The organism is Pseudomonas syringae CC1557 (assembly GCF_000452705.1).
Taxonomy (GTDB): domain Bacteria; phylum Pseudomonadota; class Gammaproteobacteria; order Pseudomonadales; family Pseudomonadaceae; genus Aquipseudomonas; species Aquipseudomonas syringae_F.
In genome coordinates this window covers 2,511,224-2,531,093 of sequence record NZ_CP007014.1, presented here as the reverse complement: position 1 = coordinate 2,531,093, position 19,870 = coordinate 2,511,224, and the positions used below count along the sequence as shown (strand labels likewise).

16 protein-coding genes and 1 pseudogene are annotated in these 19,870 nt (G+C 58.4%); 11 read left to right on the top strand and 6 right to left on the bottom strand.

Going from position 1 to position 19,870, the window contains the following annotated elements; all coding sequences use genetic code 11:
* Positions 1 to 219: 219 nt before the first annotated feature.
* From ehuB to N018_RS11520, 4 genes are read left to right on the top strand one after another with little or no spacing between them, the layout of a single operon-like run.
* Positions 220 to 1,092: an ectoine/hydroxyectoine ABC transporter substrate-binding protein EhuB gene (gene ehuB, locus N018_RS11535; RefSeq protein ID WP_024646881.1), complete on the top strand. Its 873-nt coding sequence runs from the start codon at positions 220 to 222 to the stop codon at positions 1,090 to 1,092.
* 54 nt (positions 1,093 to 1,146) lie between these two features.
* Positions 1,147 to 1,824: an ectoine/hydroxyectoine ABC transporter permease subunit EhuC gene (ehuC, locus tag N018_RS11530; RefSeq protein ID WP_024646882.1), complete on the top strand. Its 678-nt coding sequence runs from the start codon at positions 1,147 to 1,149 to the stop codon at positions 1,822 to 1,824.
* Between the two features lie 2 nt (positions 1,825 to 1,826).
* The gene (gene ehuD, locus N018_RS11525) at positions 1,827 to 2,477 is read left to right on the top strand and encodes an ectoine/hydroxyectoine ABC transporter permease subunit EhuD (protein ID WP_024646883.1); all 651 of its coding nucleotides are present in this window, start codon (positions 1,827 to 1,829) and stop codon (positions 2,475 to 2,477) included.
* A complete protein-coding gene (locus N018_RS11520) occupies positions 2,470 to 3,267 on the top strand; it encodes an amino acid ABC transporter ATP-binding protein (protein ID WP_025389642.1) in 798 nt (265 codons plus the stop codon). The genes ehuD and N018_RS11520 overlap by 8 nt, the downstream gene beginning before the upstream one ends.
* A 24-nt stretch (positions 3,268 to 3,291) precedes the next feature.
* On the opposite strand, the gene N018_RS28545 is transcribed toward N018_RS11520, so the two are convergent.
* Both N018_RS28545 and N018_RS28540 read right to left on the bottom strand, forming a co-directional pair.
* Complete coding sequence (locus tag N018_RS28545; protein WP_418903476.1) at positions 3,292 to 3,996, bottom strand: methyl-accepting chemotaxis protein; 705 nt, start codon at positions 3,994 to 3,996, stop codon at positions 3,292 to 3,294.
* Between the two features lie 201 nt (positions 3,997 to 4,197).
* Positions 4,198 to 5,220, bottom strand: a pseudogene (locus tag N018_RS28540) (methyl-accepting chemotaxis protein); the annotation flags it as partial.
* Between the two features lie 335 nt (positions 5,221 to 5,555).
* Between N018_RS28540 and mexE the strand changes: the two are divergent.
* The 5 genes from mexE to N018_RS11490 all read left to right on the top strand — a co-directional run bounded on the left by mexE (position 5,556) and on the right by N018_RS11490 (position 13,495).
* On the top strand, positions 5,556 to 6,797 hold the full coding sequence (gene mexE / locus N018_RS11510; RefSeq protein WP_024646886.1) for a multidrug efflux RND transporter periplasmic adaptor subunit MexE: 1,242 nt from the start codon (positions 5,556 to 5,558) through the stop codon (positions 6,795 to 6,797).
* 12 nt (positions 6,798 to 6,809) lie between these two features.
* Positions 6,810 to 10,001: an efflux RND transporter permease subunit gene (locus tag N018_RS11505; protein WP_024646887.1), complete on the top strand. Its 3,192-nt coding sequence runs from the start codon at positions 6,810 to 6,812 to the stop codon at positions 9,999 to 10,001.
* On the top strand, positions 10,001 to 11,398 hold the full coding sequence (locus N018_RS11500; RefSeq protein WP_025389640.1) for an efflux transporter outer membrane subunit: 1,398 nt from the start codon (positions 10,001 to 10,003) through the stop codon (positions 11,396 to 11,398). Before N018_RS11505 ends, N018_RS11500 begins: the two co-directional genes overlap by 1 nt.
* Positions 11,399 to 11,543: 145 nt before the next feature.
* Positions 11,544 to 12,638, top strand: a complete 1,095-nt coding sequence (locus N018_RS11495; protein ID WP_025389639.1) for a HEAT repeat domain-containing protein — start codon at positions 11,544 to 11,546, stop codon at positions 12,636 to 12,638.
* A gap of 494 nt (positions 12,639 to 13,132) precedes the next feature.
* Entirely contained in the window at positions 13,133 to 13,495 is a 363-nt protein-coding gene (locus tag N018_RS11490; protein ID WP_024646890.1) for a histone-like nucleoid-structuring protein, MvaT/MvaU family, read from the top strand.
* A gap of 480 nt (positions 13,496 to 13,975) precedes the next feature.
* Here the strand turns inward: N018_RS11490 and N018_RS11485 are convergent, their stop codons facing one another.
* Complete coding sequence (locus N018_RS11485; RefSeq protein ID WP_024646891.1) at positions 13,976 to 14,533, bottom strand: DUF4946 domain-containing protein; 558 nt, start codon at positions 14,531 to 14,533, stop codon at positions 13,976 to 13,978.
* Positions 14,534 to 14,685: 152 nt separating this feature from the next.
* Between N018_RS11485 and gloA the strand changes: the two genes are divergently transcribed.
* A complete protein-coding gene (gene gloA / locus N018_RS11480) occupies positions 14,686 to 15,207 on the top strand; it encodes a lactoylglutathione lyase (RefSeq protein WP_025389638.1) in 522 nt (173 codons plus the stop codon).
* A gap of 153 nt (positions 15,208 to 15,360) precedes the next feature.
* Here gloA and ahpF read toward each other — a convergent pair whose 3' ends face one another.
* The 3 genes from ahpF to N018_RS11465 form a co-directional block, all read right to left on the bottom strand.
* A complete protein-coding gene (ahpF, locus tag N018_RS11475; RefSeq protein ID WP_025389637.1) occupies positions 15,361 to 16,923 on the bottom strand; it encodes an alkyl hydroperoxide reductase subunit F in 1,563 nt (520 codons plus the stop codon).
* A 125-nt stretch (positions 16,924 to 17,048) separates the two neighbouring features.
* Positions 17,049 to 17,612, bottom strand: coding sequence for an alkyl hydroperoxide reductase subunit C (ahpC, locus tag N018_RS11470; protein WP_024646078.1), 564 nt, complete (start codon positions 17,610 to 17,612; stop codon positions 17,049 to 17,051).
* A gap of 110 nt (positions 17,613 to 17,722) precedes the next feature.
* The gene (locus tag N018_RS11465) at positions 17,723 to 18,682 is read right to left on the bottom strand and encodes a site-specific integrase (RefSeq protein ID WP_025389636.1); all 960 of its coding nucleotides are present in this window, start codon (positions 18,680 to 18,682) and stop codon (positions 17,723 to 17,725) included.
* A 176-nt stretch (positions 18,683 to 18,858) separates the two neighbouring features.
* On the opposite strand from N018_RS11465, the gene N018_RS11460 reads away from it, so the two are divergent.
* The gene (locus tag N018_RS11460; protein WP_025389635.1) at positions 18,859 to 19,869 is read left to right on the top strand and encodes a DNA-binding protein; all 1,011 of its coding nucleotides are present in this window, start codon (positions 18,859 to 18,861) and stop codon (positions 19,867 to 19,869) included.
* Position 19,870 lies beyond the last annotated feature (1 nt).

Here is a 19,870-nt window from a genome sequence, read left to right as displayed (position 1 = left end):
CAAGGCATCTGACTTGAAAGCACCGAAACAGCACCCGTGCATATGCATATTCCTTATCGATATTTAAATTTATTTTTTAATATCTATAGAGTTGCGCCTTATGCAAAAACGCATTGCCGACGCAGGAAGCAGGCAAGACGAAGCGATTGTGCGCACTTGATCGACATGATCTGGCCGCCTCAGCAAGACGCCCCTTTCCCTCTACTTCGAGCGCACGCAATGATACGTAGCACACCCCTGTCGTTCTCAGCCCTGTTCGGTTCAGCGTTACTGTTAAACGCCGCCCTTTCATTCCCGGCGCTGGCCGGGTTGCTGGAAAAGGGCCGCAGCGACGGTCTGACCGCTGGCATTGCCAACGAGCAGCCTTATGCCTACATCGGCACCGATGGCAAGGCCACCGGTGCCAATGTCGAGATATTGCGGGCCATTCTCGAACCGTTGGGCATCACGAAGATCGAGACGCCTATCACTGACTTCGGCTCTCTGGTGCCTGGCCTTGCGGCGGGCCGTTTCGATCTGATCGGTGCGGGTCTGTTCATCAATCCGAATCGCTGCAAGGTGATCTCGTTCTCCAACCCGGTCACGCGATCCGGCGGTGCATTCATTGTCAAAACCGGTAACCCGCTGAACCTGCACAGCCTCAAGGATGTTGCCAGCCATGGCAAAGCGCGACTGGCCACGCAACCTGGCAGCAATCAGGTCCAGGAAGCCAGGGACAGCGGTATTGCCAACAGCAATGTGGTGTTGTTCGACAAGGACACCGAGGCACTGGCCGCCTTGCAGGCCGGTCGGGTCGATGTGGTGTATTTCCCTGACGCAGAAGTCATCAGTCTGATCAAGAAAGCCAACAGCCCGGACATCGAGCGCGCCTTGCCGTTCGAGCAGATCCCGGACGCCAATGGCAAACCAGGCTGGAATTACCATGCCTATGGCCTGCCGAAAAACGATCCGGCTTTCGAGCAGGCGTTCAACGAGCAATTGGCCAAACTCCGGGCCTCCGGTGAACTGCTGAAAATTCTCGAAAAATACGGCTACACCGACAACGAGCTGGCTGAGCCCACCGTTACCGCAGCCCAACGCTGCAACCCCTGATTTGCGTGGCCTGCGGGCCACTGCTTAAGGCCTTAACCCCTACGAGTACAGGCCATGCTTGTCGACCCTGCAACATTGGAAACCGCCGGTTTCATCGCCAGACAACTGGCGCACGGCGCACTGGTTACACTGCAAATCACCTTTCTCGCCGAATTGCTGGTAGTGGTGCTGTCCTTTGTGATCGCCTTGATGCGCCTGTCGCCGTTCCGGGCATTGCGCTGGTTCGCCACGCTGTACGTCGAAGTACTGCGTGGCATTTCCGCGTTGGTGCTGCTGTTTTACCTGTTTTTCATTCTGCCGCTGTTCGGCATTCGTCTGTCACCCATGACCACCGGGGTGCTGGGTCTGGGCTTGACGTTTTCGGCCTACGGCTCGGAAATCATCCGTTCGGCGCTGATCAACGTCAGCCAGGGGCAGCGTGACGCATTGCGAGCGCTGGACTTCGGACCAGTGAGTGCGTTTCGGCGCATCATCCTGCCGCAGGCCCTGCCGTTCATGATTCCGCCGATGGGCAATCAATTGGTTGAACTGCTGAAAACCACATCGCTGGTCTCGCTGATCACCCTCACCGACCTGACCTTCAGCGGCAGCCAGTTGGTGACCACGCTGGGCCAGCAAACGCTGATCTGGAGCATCGTGCTGGTCTGCTACTTCGTGATGGCGTGGCCGCTCAGCTGGCTGGTCCGTCGATACGAACGACACGCGACGGCGTGGCGCCAGGCGAGAGGTTGAACATGGAGTTCGACGTTGCATTCGCCTGGTCGATCATGCCGGAGCTGTTTCAGGGCTTGCTGGTCACCGTGCAAGTCGTGTTACTGGGATTCCTGCTTGCGGTGCTGCTGGGCCTGGTTCTGGCGCTGGCGTTACGCTCGCAGCTGAAGCTCGTGCATTACCTGAGCAAGGGTTACCTGAGCTTTTTCCGCAACACGCCGCTGATGGTCCAATTGTATGTGCTGTTCTTTGCGCTGCCTTTGGCAGGCATCACCTTCCCGGCGATCACCACAGGCGTGATCGGCCTAGGGTGCTATTACGCGGCCTATATTGCCGAGGCCTATCGCGGCGCAATCGAGGACATCCCCGCAGGACAATGGGAAGCCGCTCGCGCGCTGGACTTCAACAGGGGCGATACCTGGCGACGCATCATTCTGCCGCAGGCGTTGAAACCAATGCTGCCGGTGCTGGGCAACTACCTGATCGGCATGTTCAAGGAAACGCCACTGCTGGCCGTGATCACCATCCCCGAACTGTTTCAGGCAGCCAAGCAGATCGCCGGGATGACCTATCGCTACAACGAGCCGTACACGGTGATGGCGCTGATGTTCCTGGCGATCAGCGTGCCGACCTCGTTGTTGTTCAAATACCTGGAAAGGCGCAATCATGTCTGATCTCGCACACACCACTGCCCTGCCCGCCGCAGAGGCGCAGATACAGCTCAGGCAAGTGGTCAAGGACTTCGGTAGCAACCGGGTCATTGACCATCTGGACCTGAGCATCCCGCAAGGCCAGAAAGTCGCGCTGATCGGGCCCAGTGGCTCGGGCAAATCGACCGTGCTGCGTCTGATCAAAGGGCTGGAAAATTATCAGCACGGCAGCATTCAGGTGGCAGGCGAACCTGTCCCTGCACAGACCGCGCGCTGGCGCTGGCCCGGTTCCTCAAAGGCTCCGGTGATTCATCGAGTGGGCATGGTGTTTCAGCAATTCAATCTGTTTCCGCACCTCACCGTGCAGGAAAACATTACCGAAGCGCCGTTGCGAGTAATCAGGTTGTCCCGCGAAGAGGCCTTGGAGCGTGCCCATCAATACCTTGGGCTGGTCGGGCTTGCGCACAAGGCTGACGCGTACCCGAGCCAGCTCTCCGGCGGACAGCAACAACGCGTAGCGATTGCCAGGGCATTGGCCATGCGGCCGCAGATCATGCTGTTTGACGAGGTCACGTCAGCGCTGGACCCTGAACTGGTTGGCGAAGTGCTGGCCGTGATTCGCTCGATTGCCCACGAGTTTCAAATGACCATGCTGCTGGTCACCCATGAGATGAAGTTCGCTCAGGACATTGCTGACCGGGTTTTATTCATGGAGGGAGGGCGAATTGTGGCAGATGGCTCAGCCAGCGACATCCTGCTGAACCCGGAGAACGAACGAACGCGACGCTTCCTGCAACTGGTGGAACAGCGCTGACGTTCAGCGCTGCTCCTTGCTGCATCAGATCCGGAAGCGGGAAACCATGTCTTGCAGGTTACTGCCCAGCCGCGCCAGCTCTACAGTGGACGCCGCGCTTTGCTCGGTGGCCGTCGCGGACTGGTCGGCAATGTCGCGCACACTGATGACGCTGCGGTTGATTTCATCAGTGACGGCGCTTTGCTCCTCGGCGGCGGCAGAGATCTGCTGACTCATTTGCTCGATGGTGCCGATCGAGTGAGTGATTTCCACCAGCGCCTGTTCGGCCTGACGAGCCAGCTCCACGGTGCCTTCGGTGCGTTGACGGCTGGCGTCCATCAGGTCCGAGGCTGCGCCGGTGCCGTGCTGCAACGCCTGAATCAGCGCTTCGATTTCCGTGGTGGACTTTTGCGTGCGCTGGGCCAGCGAGCGCACCTCATCGGCGACCACAGCGAAACCACGTCCCTGCTCGCCCGCACGGGCGGCTTCGATGGCCGCGTTGAGCGCCAACAGGTTGGTTTGCTCGGCTACCGCCTTGATCACATCGATCACGCCGCCGATCTTGTCGCTGTCCTGAATCAAGCGCTGCATGGCCTGACCCAGTTGCCCTACTTCACCCGCCAATTGACTGATTTCGCGTGTGGCGTGTTGCACCACGCTGCTGCCATGGGCTGCTCGCTCGCTGGCCTGTCTGGCAGCCTGCGATGCATCTTCGGTGTTTTGAGCAACTTCCTGCACGGTAGAGGCCATCTGGTTCATGGCGGTCGCTACCTGATCGACTTCCATTTTCTGCTGGGTGACACCCGCACTGGTCTGTTCGCTGACGGCCGACAGCTCTTCGGCTGCCGTGGCAATTTGTGTCACACCGTTACTGATACCGCCTATCAAAGTACGCAGCGACACGGTCATGTGTTGCATGGTGTTTTGCAGCAGGCCCAGTTCGTCCTGTCGGGTGGTACTGATGTCGTTGGTCAGGTCGCCGTCAGCAATGCGTCGGGCCGCGATCACTGTGGAGTCTAGGGGGCGCGTGATCTGACGGGTGATCAGGATGGCTGCGAAGATGCCCAGCAACAGGACGATCAAGGCCACGGTGAGCAACTGGGTCACGGCACTGTCTTTTTCTTTATTGGCGCTGACTACCTGCCCAGCCATCAACCCGTCGGAGCTTTTGACTATGTCCAACGCCTGCTGGCGCAGTGTGTCGCGGATCTGGTCGTTCTGTTGCATCAGCTGGGAAATGGAAACCATCAGCGACTTGTACTGCTGCAAGGCTGCAAGGGCAGCATCCACCGCCGGACCGGCCTTGTTCGGCAGTTGGGTGCGCGCGCTACCCACCTGGGTAATCAGAGAGTCTGCTGCGTCGAAGGTGATCTGCTTGTTTTCGGCGGTAGGAATACTGATATAGCGACGGAACACCAGACGAAAGTTGGTCATGCCGTTGCGCAAGTCACCGGCAACCTTTACCTGATCGATAGCGTTCTGTTCAAGCGAGCGCGAGGCGTCTTCAAAGGTCTTTTGCAGAAGCGTTTCGAAACTGCCGCTGACCTGCTCGGAAATAGTAATCAACGGCTGCATGGCCTGGTCGATTTTCTGGTTGTTGTCCACCATCTGGCTGAACGTCTGCCTAAGGCCATCCGCCTGATCGCGGATAGCTCGGAGCTTATCGGCGTTGACCGGCACGGTCAGAATCTTCAGGCCGTTCTCGATGGTCTTGCCCAAGTCGTCGAGGGCAGCGACATAACCCTGTTGAGTGCTTGCGTCAGGTTTTGCCATGTAGGTCTGTGCAGCGATTCTCAGGCTCAGCGCATCTGCTTTTACTTCAGCGACCCTGGCCGCTTTGCCCAGCCGCTCGATCAGCAGGTTGGTGCTGAGGTAGCCAATAGTGGTCACCGTCAGTACGCCGAGCAGAATGAGGCCGAAGCCCAAGCTCAGTTTCTTACTGACGTTCAAATTGTCCAGCCATGTCGATTTCATCAAATTTCGCCTTGGGATTTATCGGAATACCCAAAGATCGACGCCGGACCGGACAACTTGATAGCCGTGGCGATTGCAAGAATTGATCGCAAAGATAGCAATATGACATGAGCTTTTTTTCGGCCATTGAGGCGCTATCCAGACAGGGCACGGGCGCGCGTTGCATGTGTCATGCACGGCAATGGACCACACGAGCCTGCTGATTCGGGCCGCCGGTTGCCGGCCCTGTGACGCTGCATCATTGTGGGTGATAGTAACCTTCGATTTATTCGATTCGTTAATAACACCCCCCGCCAACAGAATCCGCCCATCGTTTATTTTCGGCGGAACTTCCAATGCCCCAGACAATCAGCCATCTCCGCTTCCCCCTCACTGCTATCGCTCTCATCGTGATCAGTGCGTGCGGCAAGACGTCAGAAGCCCCTGCAGCGCCCGGCGCAGCCAAAGTCACCGTCGCCAAAGTATTAGAGCAGCCGGTCAACGAGTGGGACGAATTCACCGGCCGTCTCGAGGCTCCGGAAACCGTCGAAGTTCGCCCTCGTGTGTCAGGCCAGATCGATCAGGTCGCCTTCACCGACGGTTCGCTGGTCAAGAAAGGCGATCTGCTGTTCCAGATCGATCCCCGTCCGTTCCAGTCCGAAGTGCGCCGTCTCGAAGCCCAGTTGCAGCAGGCCCGTGCCGTGGCCTCTCGCGGTGAAAGCGAGGCCCAGCGCGGTGAACGCTTGCGCAGCAACAACGCGATTTCCGCCGAACTGGCCGACTCGCGTACAACCTCGGCGCAGGAAGCCAAAGCCGGTGTCGCAGCGATACAGGCGCAACTGGACCTGGCCCGACTGAACCTCAGCTTTACCCGCGTGACCGCCCCGATTGCCGGCCGCGTGAGCCGCGCCGAAATCACCGCCGGGAACATTGTCACCGCCGATGTCACTGCGCTGACCAGCGTGGTCTCCACCGACAAGGTCTACGCCTACTTCGACGCTGACGAACGTGTGTTCCTCAAGTACACCGAACTGGCTCGCAAAGGTCAGCGTGGCCAGAGCACTCCGGTCTACCTGGGGCTGTCCAACGAAACCGGCAACCCACACCTGGGCCAGATGAACTTTGTCGACAACCAGGTCAACCCCAGGACCGGCACCATTCGCGGTCGTGCGGTGTTCGATAACGCGGACGGCAGCTTTACCCCTGGCCTGTACGCACGCCTGAAACTGGTGGGCAGCGGCACGTACTCGGCAGTCCTGATCAACGACGAAGCGGTCGGCACCGATCTGGGCAAGAAGTTTGTGCTGGTGATGGATAAAGACAACAAGCCCGCCTATCGCGCCGTTGAACTGGGCCCGAAAATCGAAGGCTTGCGCATCGTGCGTAACGGGCTCGGCAAGGACGACACCATCGTCGTCAAAGGTCTGCAGCGTGTGCGCCCCGGCCAGCCTGTGGACCCTGAAGTCACACCGATGGCCAGCGCCGAGACCCTCGCCGCACTGCTCAAACAACGCCAGGCTCTCGACGCCAGCAACCTGCCAAAAGTGACGCCAAAACCGGCCGTCAGTATCGCCAGCGCTACTGCGCCACGCGGCTAAGGGACTCGTCCGATGAACTTCTCCAAATTCTTTATCTCACGGCCGATCTTTGCCGCAGTGCTGTCGCTGCTGATCCTGATCGCCGGTGCCATCTCTCTGTTCCAGCTACCGATCAGTGAATACCCGGAAGTGGTGCCACCGACCGTCGTGGTCCGCGCCAACTTCCCCGGTGCCAACCCGAAGGTGATCGGCGAAACCGTCGCCTCGCCGCTGGAACAGGCCATCACCGGTGTCGAAGGCATGCTCTACATGTCCTCGCAGGCCACCGCAGACGGCAAGCTGACCCTGACCATCACCTTCGCACTGGGCACTGACCTGGACAACGCGCAGGTGCAAGTACAGAACCGCGTGACCCGCAGCGAGCCAAAACTGCCCGAAGAAGTGACACGCATCGGCATCACCGTGGACAAGGCCTCCCCCGACCTGACCATGGTTGTGCACTTGACCTCGCCGGACAAACGCTACGACATGCTGTACCTGTCCAACTACGCAGTGCTCAACATCAAGGATGAGCTGGCGCGACTGGGCGGCGTCGGTGATGTGCAGTTGTTCGGCATGGGCGACTACTCGCTGCGCGTCTGGCTCGATCCGAACAAGACCGCTTCACGCAACCTGACCGCCACCGACGTGGTCAACGCGATTCGCGAGCAGAACCGCCAGGTCGCTGCAGGCCAGTTGGGTGCACCGCCATCGCCGAATGCCACCAGCTTCCAGATGTCGATCAATACCCAAGGCCGTCTGGTCAGTGAGGAAGAGTTCGAAAATGTGGTGGTTCGCGCCGGTGCCGATGGCGAAATCACCCGTTTGAAGGACATTGCCCGCATTGAACTGGGCTCCAGCCAATATGCATTGCGCTCGTTGCTCAATAACCAGCCTGCGGTGGCGATCCCGATCTTCCAGCGCCCCGGCTCCAACGCCATCGACATCTCCAACGATGTTCGGGCGCGGATGGCCGAGCTGAAGAAGAGCTTTCCGGAAGGCATGGATTACAGCATCGTCTATGACCCGACCATTTTTGTGCGTGGTTCTATCGAGGCAGTGATTCACACGCTGTTCGAAGCACTGATTCTGGTGGTGCTGGTGGTGATCCTGTTCCTGCAGACCTGGCGCGCCTCGATCATTCCATTGGTTGCCGTACCGGTTTCGCTGATCGGTACCTTCGCCGTGATGCACATGTTCGGTTTCTCGCTGAACGCGCTGTCATTGTTCGGGCTGGTACTGGCGATCGGTATCGTGGTGGACGATGCCATCGTGGTGGTGGAGAACGTCGAACGGAACATCGAACTGGGGCTTGAACCGGTCGCCGCCACGCACAAGGCCATGGCCGAAGTGACGGGCCCGATCATCGCTACAGCACTGGTGTTGTGCGCCGTGTTCGTGCCAGCTGCGTTCATTTCCGGGCTTACCGGACAGTTCTATAAACAGTTCGCGTTGACCATTGCCATCTCGACCGTTATTTCGGCGTTCAACTCGCTGACCCTGTCGCCTGCGCTGGCCGCCGTGCTGCTCAGAGGTCATGACGCACCCAAGGACCGCTTCTCACGCTTCCTCGACAAAATCCTCGGTGGCTGGTTGTTCCGCCCCTTCAACCGCTTTTTCGAGAAAGCCAGCCATGGCTATGTCGGCACCGTCGCCAGGGTCATTCGCAGCAGCGGCATTGCCCTGCTGGTGTATGCAGGCCTGATGGTCCTGACCTGGATGGGCTTTGCCAGCACACCGACCGGCTTCGTCCCGAGCCAAGACAAGCAATACCTGGTTGCATTTGCCCAGTTGCCGGACGCTGCCAGCCTAGATCGCACCGAAGACGTCATCAAGCGCATGTCGGAGATCGCCCTCAAGCAGCCTGGCGTGCAGGACGCGATTGCCTTCCCCGGTCTGTCGATCAACGGCTTCACCAACAGCCCCAACAACGGCGTGGTGTTCGTGACCCTCAAACCGTTCGATGAGCGCAAGGACGCCAGCCTGTCGGCCAACGCGATTGCCGGCGCACTGAATGGCCAGTTCGCCTCGATTCAGGAAGCCTACATGGCGATCTTCCCGCCACCGCCCGTACAAGGGCTGGGGACCATTGGCGGCTTCCGTCTGCAAATCGAAGACCGTGGCAACCTGGGTTACGACGAGCTGTACAAGGAAACCCAGAACATTATTGCCAAAAGTCGCAGCGTGCCGGAACTGGCCGGACTGTTTACCAGCTACACGGTGAACGTGCCGCAAGTCGACGCCGCGATCGACCGCGAGAAAGCCAAGACCCACGGTGTGGCGGTCAGCGACATCTTCGATACCCTGCAGGTGTACCTGGGTTCGCTGTATGCCAACGACTTCAACCGCTTCGGCCGCACCTATCAAGTCAACGTCCAGGCTGAGCAGCAATTCCGTCAGGATGCCGACCAGATCGGCCAGCTCAAGGTGCGCAACAACCTCGGCGAAATGATTCCGCTGGCCACCTTCGTCAAGGTCAGCGACACCGCCGGTCCTGACCGAGTCATGCACTACAACGGCTTTATAACGGCCGAGATCAACGGTGCCGCTGCACCGGGGTTCAGCTCCGGGCAGGCTCAGGCTGCGGTGGAAAAACTGCTTCGTGAAGAACTGCCCACCGGCATGATCTACGAATGGACCGACCTGACCTACCAGCAGATCCTCTCGGGCAATACGGCGCTGTTCGTGTTCCCGCTCTGCGTTCTGCTGGCGTTTCTGGTACTCGCGGCTCAGTACGAAAGCTGGAGCCTGCCGCTGGCGGTCATCCTGATCGTACCGATGACCCTACTCTCGGCGATTGCCGGGGTAATGATTGCCGGTAGCGACAACAACATCTTCACCCAGATCGGTCTGATCGTACTGGTAGGCCTGGCGTGCAAGAACGCGATTCTGATCGTCGAGTTTGCCAAAGACAAACAGGCAGAAGGCATGAGCCCGCTGGATGCAGTGCTGGAAGCTTGCCGCCTGCGTCTGCGGCCGATTCTGATGACTTCATTCGCGTTCATCATGGGCGTCGTGCCGCTGGTACTGTCCAGTGGTGCCGGTGCCGAAATGCGCCACGCAATGGGTGTCGCGGTGTTCTCCGGGATGCTCGGGGTGACCTTCTTCGGCCTGCTGCTGACGCCGGTGTTCTATGTGTTGATCCGTAATTACGTCGAGCGCAAGGAGGCCCGCAAGGCCGCCCGTGCGCAGCAACTGCAAAACCTGCCTGCGGAGATGCATTGATGAGCGCGTTTAAACTCTTCGTCCCGAGCCTGCTGGTCATGGCGCTGGCGGCCTGCGCCGTCGGCCCGGACTACAAGACGCCGGAAACGGCGCCGGCAAAGCTGGAGTCTGCGGCACAGGGCAACTATGACCGCAGCAGGATGAACACCCTGTGGTGGCAGCAATTCGAGGACCCGACCCTCAATAAACTGGTCGCCAAATCGCTCGATGGCAACCGCGACCTGCGCGTCGCGTTTGCCCGCCTCAAGTCTGCACGGGCGATTCGCGATGACGTCGCCAACGACGTCATGCCGGTGGTGACCAGTCGTGCCAGCAGTGACATCGGCAAGGGTCAGCAGCCCGGCATCACCGAGCGCCGGGTCAACAGCGAGCGCTATGACCTGGGCCTCGACATGGCATGGGAAGTCGACCTGTTCGGGCGTATCCAGCGCCAACTGGAGGCTAGCGATGCTGACCAGGACGCGGCCGAAGCCAATCTGTATCAGCTGCAAGTAACCTTGATTGCCGAGGTGGTGGACGCCTACGGCCAGCTGCGCGGGGCGCAATTGCGTGAAGCCATCGCCCGGGACAACCTGACCAACCAGCAGAAGTCTCAGGACATCACCACTCAACTGCGCGATGCCGGGGTGGGCAACGAGCTGGATGTGATGCGTTCCGATGCGCGTCTCGCCGCAGTCGAAGCAACGGTGCCGCAATTGCAGGCTGAACAGGCTCGCCAGCGCAACCGCATTGCGACGCTGTTGGGCGAACGCCCGAACACCCTGAGCGTGGACCTGAGCCCGAGCAAGCTGCCGGCGATTGCCAAAGCCTTGCCGATCGGCGATGCGACGCAGGTGCTACGCAACCGTCCCGACGTGCGCGCTGCCGAACGTCAGCTCGCGGCGTCGACTGCGCGGATCGGTGTGGCAACTGCCGACCTGTTTCCACGGGTCAGCCTGAGCGGCTTTCTGGGCTTTACCGCAGGACGTGGCTCGCAGATCGGCTCGTCCGCCGCCAGAGCCTGGTCGCTGGGCCCGAGCATCACCTGGGCGGCCTTCGATCTGGGCAGTGTCCGGGCGCAGATTCGCAGCGCCGATGCGGATGCCGAAGGTGCACTGGCCAACTATGAGCAGCAGGTATTGCTCGCGCTTGAAGAGTCGGAAAACGCGTTCAGCGATTACAACAAGCGTCAGCAACGCCTGGTGGCCCTGATGCGCCAGAGCGAGTCGAGCCGCGCCGCCGCCAGACTGGCGTCGGTGCAGTACCGTGAGGGCACCGCAGATTTTCTGGTGCTGCTCGATGCCGAGCGCGAACGTCTGGCGGCAGAAGACTCCCAGGCTCAGGCGGAAATCGAACTGTATCGTGGCATCGTGGCGATCTACAAAGCGTTGGGCGGCGGTTGGCAGCCGCAAGCCTGATCTGAACGATCACGGTAAACACAGCCCCGCGCTCCCTTCAGGACGCGGGGCTTTTTTTGTCATTAATCCGCCGGCCGCACGATTGGCGTTTGACAGCTGCCACCCTCTATCCGAAGCTGCACCCCGTCATGTATTGGAAACCGATATGCCCAGACTGCCATTCAAGGGGTTATCGCCTCAACCTGTTACTCGACGTCGCTGGCTGATCGGCGCCGCAGTTGCATCGCTGCTAGCGCTTTCAATGGCATTCTGGTGGTGGCGCACGCCGGTACAGACCGCACCGGCCAGGCTGAGCCACACCTACGAACAGGCGCTGCAACAGGCCCACGACGGCAAGCCCGGCGCCGCGCGCGTGCTCTACCAACAGCTGGCACGCACCGATCTGCCCGAGGAGCAGCGCATCAACCTGCTTGCAGAATTGAGCGACTACCCGAGCCCTCAGGCCCTCAAGCTGCTTGATGCAGGTCTTGGTAATCCGTCCCCCCGCATACGCGAAGCGGCCATCGACGTCAGCGTCAAACTGGTTTCCAATAGCCAGCGCAGCCTGTTGCTTGGCCCGTTGCTGGACGACGCCGAACAATCCGTAAGGTTTCACGCCACCCGGGCCCTGCTTGGGCTGACACCCGATGAACTGGGCCTGTACTTTGCCGTTCTGCAGCAAAGCGCCGAGGCTTACCAGGAGGCGCTGAAAAGTCAGCCCCCAAGCGCACAAAATCAACTGCAGCTGGCGAAGCTGTATCTACAGACGGGTGATCTCGATCCAGCCCTGACGGCCCTGCAACAGGCCACGGCGCTTGACCCGGGTAACACTGAAGCGGCGCTGGCGCACATTGAACTGCTGGACCGCAAAGGTCAGGCCGAACAAGCAAGAGCCCTCTTCGCCCGGCTGCTGGAGCACAATCCCGGTTCATCCATGATCCAGCATGCCTTGGGCACCTGGCTGCTGAATCACGGGCAAGCCGAATTCGCCGTGCTCAGCCTGGCGAAGGCAATCGAGCTTGCACCTGAAAACAACGACTACCGTTATGAGCTGGCAGTTGCCTTGCATTCGCTGAATGAGCTGGAAGCAGCGCAAAAGCAGCTGACTCAAATCGTTCAGAATGACCCCGCGAATCGTAAGGCAAGGGTGCTGCTGATCCAGTATTGGAAAGAAACCGGCCAGCTGCAGAATGTCCAGGTCCTGCTGGCAGAACTGGAGCAGCAGAACCCTGACGATCCGGCGTTGCAGCAAGGATTGTAGGGCCAGAAGAGCCTTGGAAAATTCTCCAGAACTGGCCAGATGCTATCCTCCTGTCAGCTACAGGCCTTTCTGCGAGCGACCTTCGGGCATTTCTGATATCACGATATCTGGCAGCCTTTATGTCTGTCAGATGTTTCTGACTCTGCGTGGCGCTACGCGACGTGCCACGTTTCTCATCATGGGTAAATATCGGAAATAACTTACAAGAGACCTCGCCCGATAACACAAGAAATGTCCTGTATATCCAACAGCTGCACCTAGCCTCATTTAATGATTTTGAAGAAGACTGTTTTCTAACTGAAAAAAAAGGTGCATCATTTACGGGCTAGTGAGTTATAAATACCCTGTATCTGCACATCCCCCGCCGGGAAGGCTAAGTTTTACATTGACGCCGCAGGTAGAGGTCAGAACCGAATGAGCAAATCGGCCAGACAGTTTTGTCTCATCGCTTTATTGGGCTGACAACAGCCATTACATTGTTGGAGTGTATTTACTTGTCCAGACTTGCCGAGTTTCGAGCTGCAGAGAAAGCCCTTCAGGAACAGCTTGCACAGCTGGAATCGTTGAAGAATGACGCCGGATTGAAAAAGGAGATCGAATTCGAGCAAAAGCTCAAGGACCTGATGGGCACCTATGGCAAAAGCCTGCGTGACATCATTGCAATCATGGACCCGGCAGGCGCCACCTCGCTGGTTGCACCCGCTGGCCCTAAACGTCGTCGCGCGCGCGTTATCAAGGTTTATCAGAACCCGCACACGGGCGAACTGATCGAGACCAAAGGCGGTAATCATCGCGGACTCAAAGCCTGGAAAGAACAATACGGTGTAGACACTGTTGATTCGTGGCTTCGCGCCTGACTTCAACTACGTCACCTGAAAGCCCTGCACTTGCAGGGCTTTTTTGCTTGAGGGCCGGGACAGTGTGCTGTAGTCCAGCGGCACGGCAGGGTCGATAGAGCGCTTACCTTTCAGCTCATTGCGGGCTGGGAACCATGTGATTGCGCAAATGAACTGGCTGGTACGTATAACTTTCGGTCATCGCGCTATTCACAGCGTGAAAATAATGACGCCAATAAACATTTTCGGTTAAGCGATTCAGTGCACAGTTAGCCAGCTGAACATTTGCTGAATAGCGTAGAGTAATTATTCAGTTTGTCTTTTGTTACACACTATTAAATAATTTTTACTACCTATTCGTCAGATTTTTGCTGCCGTGCAAGCAGGTGATCAGGGCTTCACACTTTTTTCACATGGATTCTAAGATGATGAAGACCGCTAAAGGAATAGCGCCCCATGCCCGCCTCGGCGGGCTTCTTTTTGTCTGCAGAAAAGTACGTCTCACTGCACTGCATCCAGGCGCAGGCTTTCGCGAATTTGTAGCGCTTCCTCCTTGTTGGCCGCATACCCCTCTGCCGATCCCGCATACGATAACGACCAGGCCATCTCCTTGCTGGCCGCCGCGACTAGCGTCTGAGTCAGCACATGCACACCGTTCTGGGTGATGGTGCAGGTGGTCTCCAGTGCCGGCACCACACTGAGTCGACTTTCGCGCACATGCGTACAAACGCTCTGAAAGCCGCTCCTGGCAAAGTTGACCTGAATGGATTTGCGCATTTCAAGCAACACACCCGATACGTTCACCTCATGCCCAGGAGTCAGACGAGTCTGCGTCAGCTCCATGACCATCAGCGGATTTCCATTCTGATCGTTTTTGACAGCGCGCTGTCTGACTTGCACGGAGGGCTGAGCGGGCGCATCCGATTCAGTCGGCAGTGCCTCGACCTCCCAACCCGCAGGCCAGATGATCATTGCGTCAGCGGCATGGGCCTGTGCAGCGGCTAGCAGCAGAAAAAGGCCCAGGCCTGGCAAGCAGCGTCGGTATTGCGAAAGCATCATGGTCGGGTCGCCAGTACGGTTGACCGCAAATTCTGAGCCTGTTGCCGCTGGCGAGCAAGAGTGCAGCTGTTTATCCGCTTGTCATGGTTTGGCACTGACTGCCCTGCCCCGTATCATTTGGCACTAATTTTTACATTTGTTGGAGAACATCGATGAGCTTGCACGAACTCAATACACTTCCAGGCGTGACTGCGGAGCCTGAAGCAGCTACCCGAAAATTTGTGTTTAACCACACCATGCTGCGCGTCAAAGACATCACCCGGTCGCTGGACTTCTACACCCGCGTCCTGGGTTTCAGCCTGGTTGCAAAGCGTGATTTCCCGGAGGCCGAATTCAGCCTGTACTTTCTCGCCTTGGTCGACAAGGCGCAGATCCCGCAGGATGACGCTGCGCGCGATGAATGGATGAAATCGATTCCAGGCATTCTGGAGTTGACACACAACCATGGCACCGAAAGCGATGCCACAGCCTCTTATCACAATGGCAACAGCGACCCGCGCGGCTTCGGTCACATTTGTGTGTCAGTACCTGACGTCAAGGTGGCCTGCGAGCGCTTCGAGGCGCTGGGTGTGGACTTTCAAAAGCGCCTGTCCGACGGCCGCATGAACAGCCTGGCCTTTATCAAGGACCCTGACGGCTACTGGGTGGAAATCATCCAGCCTACGCCGCTCTGAGGTCGTTGCCGCCCGGTAACGCCGAGCGGCACGAGCTGCATGCCAGAGCCTTGGTACGAGAGTCATTGACGGTTGTGGATCTGCCAGCAGATCAGCTGCAAAAAAACCCCGTGATCGCTCACGGGGCTTTTTGGTTTTGCGCGGTCCTGCTTATCAGGCTGGTGCAGAAGTGCGGATCAGGTGGTCGAACGCGCTCAAGGAGGCCTTGGCACCCTCGCCCAGGGCGATGATGATCTGCTTGTAAGGTGCTACGGTGACGTCGCCGGCTGCGAAGATGCCCGGCACTGATGTTTCGCCGCGCGAATCCACCACGATCTCGCCACGTGGCGACAACTCGATAGCGCCTCTGAGCCATTCGCTGTTAGGCAGCAGGCCGATCTGGACGAAGATACCTTCCAGCGGAACGGTGATTTCTTCGCCAGTGGTGCGGCTCTTGTAGCGCAGGCCGTTGACCTTCTGCTCGTCGCCGGTCACTTCAGTGGTCTGCGCACTGGTGATCACGGTGACGTTAGGCAGGCTGTGCAGTTTGCGCTGCAAGACAGCGTCGGCGCGCAACTGCACGTCGAACTCCAGCAGAGTGACATGGGACACGATGCCCGCCAGGTCGATGGCGGCTTCAACGCCGGAGTTACCGCCACCAATTACGGCAACGCGCTTGCCCTTGAACAACGGACCGTCACAATGCGGGCAGTACGCCACGCCCTTGTTGCGGTATTGCTGCTCGCCGGGAACGTTCATCTCCCTCCAGCGTGCGCCGGTGGCAAGGATGACGGTCTTGGTCTTGAGGCTCGCGCCGCTGGCAAATTTAACTTCATGCAACTGACCGGCTACACCAGGAATCAGCTTGTCGGCGCGTTGCAGGTTCATGATGTCGACTTCGTACTGCTTCACGTGTTCTTCAAGCGCCACGGCCAGTTTCGGCCCCTCAGTGTGCTGTACCGAGATGAAGTTTTCGATGGCCATGGTGTCCAGCACCTGACCGCCAAAGCGCTCAGCCGCCACACCGGTACGAATACCTTTGCGAGCTGCATAGACGGCAGCCGCCGAACCAGCAGGACCGCCGCCTACTACCAACACGTCAAACGCGTCTTTGGCATTGAGCTTCTCGGCCTGACGCGCACCGGCACCCGTGTCGATCTTGGCCAGAATCTCTTCCAGGCCCATACGGCCCTGGCCGAACAGTTCGCCATTCAGGTAGATGCTGGGCACCGACATGATCTTGCGATCGGTGACTTCGTCCTGGAACAGCGCACCATCGATAGCGACGTGCTTGATGCCAGGGTTCAGCACTGCCATCAGATTCAGCGCCTGAACAACGTCAGGACAGTTCTGGCAGGACTGGGAGAAATAGGTTTCGAAATGGAACTCGCCTTGAAGGGCGCGAACCTGTTCGATGGTTTCCGCACTGACCTTGGGTGGGTAGCCGCCAACTTGCAGCAGCGCCAGGACCAGCGAGGTGAATTCGTGACCCATGGGGATACCGGCGAAACGCAGGCTGATATCGTGTCCAGGGCTGCTCAGCGAGAACGACGGAGTACGCGCGTCGGTGCCGCTGTCATTCAGGGTGACGTCTTTGGAAACGCTGATCACGTCATTGAGCAGTGCGAGCATTTCCTGAGACTTCGCGCCGTCATCAAGGGACGCGACGATCTCGATGGGGCGAGTGACCCGCTCCAGGTAGGATTTCAACTGGGCTTTAAGATTGGCGTCCAACATGTGGCGACTTCCTGTTTTACAAAGGGTAGAAATAACAACGCCCAGGCGATTACCGCCCGGGCGTTTTTTGGGGCGATGCGGTTTACTTGCTCAAGAGCTCAACGCCCCCAGCCGATTCATGCGACTTAGATCTTGCCGACCAGGTCCAGAGACGGAGCCAAAGTAGCCTCGCCTTCTTTCCACTTGGCAGGGCAGACTTCGCCTGGGTGAGCAGCAACATACTGAGCGGCCTTGATCTTGCGCAGCAGCTCGGAAGCGTCACGACCAACACCGCCGTCGTTCAGCTCAACGATCTTGATCTGGCCTTCAGGGTTGATCACGAAAGTACCGCGGTCCGCCAGACCGGCTTCTTCGATCAGCACATCGAAGTTGCGCGACAGGGTCAGCGTCGGGTCACCGATCATGGTGTACTGGATCTTGCCGATGGCTGGCGAAGTGTTGTGCCAGGCAGCGTGAGCAAAGTGGGTGTCAGTCGAGACGCTGTAGATTTCAACGTTCAGCTTCTTGAACTCTTCGTAGTTGTCAGCCAGGTCTTCCAGCTCGGTTGGGCATACGAAGGTGAAGTCAGCCGGGTAGAAGAATACGACAGACCACTTGCCTTTGAAGTCAGCGTCCGAGACGTCAACGAAAGCGCCGTTCTTGAATGCGGTAGCCTTGAACGGTTTTACTTGGCTGTTGATGATAGGCATCGGTATATCTCCTGATGGGTTGGATGGGTTGTGAATTCGATGGAGTGAAGCTTACGCATCATCGATGACAATCGCTCATTGGCAAACCTCATGTCACCGATTGCTTTTCGCTATGAAGGCAGCTTATCAATAGAAGAAACCTTCAGCCCGCTCCCCACTCCTGGGTTGCCCGGGAACGGCGCGGCATCAATGTAACGCATCGCAGACTTGATGTCCTTCCAGCCAACGTAGGCCATCAACGACTTGAGGTCCCAGCCGTTGCTGTGCGCCCAGCTTGCAAAGCCGCGGCGTAAAGAGTGGCTGGTGTACTGCACCGCATCGATACCCGCACGCTCGAAAGCCTGACGCAGCAACGGAATGACGCTATTGGCATGCAGCCCCTCTTCGCTCGTATTGCCCCAGCGGTCGACCGCCCGAAACACCGGCCCGCGCACCAGTGCGGCGCAATTGATCCATTCGATGTAGGCCTGCACCGGGCACAACCGCTGCAACGCGGGGGTCTGGTAAGTCCTGCCGATATTTTCGCGATCACCCTTGCTGCGCGGCAGGTACAGAGTAATGCCTGAACCGGCCATGGCCTTGACGTCCTGTACCTGCAGGCGACACAGCTCGTCACTGCGAAAGCCCCGCCAGAAACCCAGCAATATCAGCGCGGCGTCACGACGGCAGCGCAACAGCCGAGGCTGGTCGTTTTGAACGCTGGCATCGCAAGCTTCCACGTCCAGCCAGGCGATCACCTTTTCCAGGTCCTGTAACTGCAAGGGTTCGGCCTGCTTTTCCTGCGCCGGATGCAAGGCGCGTATGCCTTTAAGCACCTTGCGCACCATCGGCGCCTTGGTCGGATCGACGAAACCCTGGCTGACATGCCATTGGGCCAACGCAGAAAGCCGCAGCTTCAGGGTATTGACCGACAGCGTCCCTGCGTAAGTCGCCAGATAGCGCGCGACGCTTTCACTGGTGGCTGGCAGAAACCCGCCCCACGACACTTCGAAATGCTCGACGGCCGCCCGGTAGCTGCGGCGGGTGTTATCGCGGGTTGCGGCGTCGATGTAGCGATCAATGTCATTCATGACTCAAACCTGCTGCCTGTACCGGAGGGGACGCTGAAAACGCCTCCATGAGCGCCTGACACGGGATAATACGCCAATATCCCGCGTTATTTAATTCAAAAAATGACGAATTTTTAGTCTCGATATAGTATGTAATTACAGGATACATACCACATTACGAAATCGTAGGAGTAAACATGGCTCGCGGCGGCGTCAACAAGGCATTGGTGCAGAAAGCAAGGGTTGCCCTGCTGGCCAGAGGCGAGAACCCCAGCATTGATGCGGTACGCATTGAAATGGGCAATACCGGCTCGAAAACCACTATCCATCGCTACCTCAAGGAGCTGGATACGGCGCACTCGCCGGCACCCGACATCAATGAAGAGCTCAGCGAACTGGTGGCCCGCCTCGCGCAACGACTGGATGAGCAGGCTCAGGAACGAATCGATCAGGCACGCGACGAGTACGAAACCAGCTGCAACAGCCTGCAGCAGCAACTCTCATCGGCTCAACAGCAGACCAGCGACCTGCAAAAGCAGGTGCAGCAGCGGGATGAAATGCTTGAGCAACAGGCCACCGCCCTGCTCCACACCCAGCAGGCACTGCAGAGCACGCAAACCGAACAGACCAGGCTGCTTCAGGCAAAAGTGGACCTGGAGGCGCGCGTGCAAGACAAGGATGGACAGATCAGCTCGCTGGAAGAGAAACATCAGCACGCTCGTGAAGCGCTTGAGCACTATCGCAACTCGATCAAGGATCAGCGCGAACACGAGCAACAACGCCACGAAGGCCAGGTGCAGCAGTTGCAGATGGAGTTGAGGCAGGCGCAGCAAAGTCTGGCCATGCGCCAGGAGGACATCACGCAACTGAATCGCGACAACGAAAGGTTGCTGGCCGAAAACCGCAGTGTTCAACGAGAATTGCACAGCCAGCAAGACCTGCTGGGTAAAGCCGCCATTCAGGCAACCGCCTCTGCCGAACAACAGCAACAGGCGCACACCCAGTGCGCGTTGCTAGAGGAAAGACTGCGAAGCCTGCAAGACGAAGCGACCGGACTCAGGCAAAGCCTGACAGACGCTCACCAGCAAAACAGGGTTCTGGAGCTGCTGCTGACCAAGAAGGAAGTTGCATTGGAAAATTTGCAACGTCAGACGAGCCCGCCTGAAAAGCCCAAAGCCAGCGCAAGGAAACCGTCAGCCAGGACTTGAG

Bases quoted from the DNA above. Each gene is read 5' to 3' on its own strand.
- ehuB (WP_024646881.1), top strand. From the start codon at position 220: ATGATACGTAGCACACCCCTGTCGTTCTCAGCCCTGTTCGGTTCAGCG.
- ehuC (WP_024646882.1), top strand. From the start codon at position 1,147: ATGCTTGTCGACCCTGCAACATTGGAAACCGCCGGTTTCATCGCCAGA.
- ehuD (WP_024646883.1), top strand. From the start codon at position 1,827: ATGGAGTTCGACGTTGCATTCGCCTGGTCGATCATGCCGGAGCTGTTT.
- N018_RS11520 (WP_025389642.1), top strand. From the start codon at position 2,470: ATGTCTGATCTCGCACACACCACTGCCCTGCCCGCCGCAGAGGCGCAG.
- N018_RS28545 (WP_418903476.1), bottom strand. From the start codon at position 3,996: ATGGCCTCTACCGTGCAGGAAGTTGCTCAAAACACCGAAGATGCATCG.
- mexE (WP_024646886.1), top strand. From the start codon at position 5,556: ATGCCCCAGACAATCAGCCATCTCCGCTTCCCCCTCACTGCTATCGCT.
- N018_RS11505 (WP_024646887.1), top strand. From the start codon at position 6,810: ATGAACTTCTCCAAATTCTTTATCTCACGGCCGATCTTTGCCGCAGTG.
- N018_RS11500 (WP_025389640.1), top strand. From the start codon at position 10,001: ATGAGCGCGTTTAAACTCTTCGTCCCGAGCCTGCTGGTCATGGCGCTG.
- N018_RS11495 (WP_025389639.1), top strand. From the start codon at position 11,544: ATGCCCAGACTGCCATTCAAGGGGTTATCGCCTCAACCTGTTACTCGA.
- N018_RS11485 (WP_024646891.1), bottom strand. From the start codon at position 14,533: ATGATGCTTTCGCAATACCGACGCTGCTTGCCAGGCCTGGGCCTTTTT.
- gloA (WP_025389638.1), top strand. From the start codon at position 14,686: ATGAGCTTGCACGAACTCAATACACTTCCAGGCGTGACTGCGGAGCCT.
- ahpF (WP_025389637.1), bottom strand. From the start codon at position 16,923: ATGTTGGACGCCAATCTTAAAGCCCAGTTGAAATCCTACCTGGAGCGG.
- ahpC (WP_024646078.1), bottom strand. From the start codon at position 17,612: ATGCCTATCATCAACAGCCAAGTAAAACCGTTCAAGGCTACCGCATTC.
- N018_RS11465 (WP_025389636.1), bottom strand. From the start codon at position 18,682: ATGAATGACATTGATCGCTACATCGACGCCGCAACCCGCGATAACACC.
- N018_RS11460 (WP_025389635.1), top strand. From the start codon at position 18,859: ATGGCTCGCGGCGGCGTCAACAAGGCATTGGTGCAGAAAGCAAGGGTT.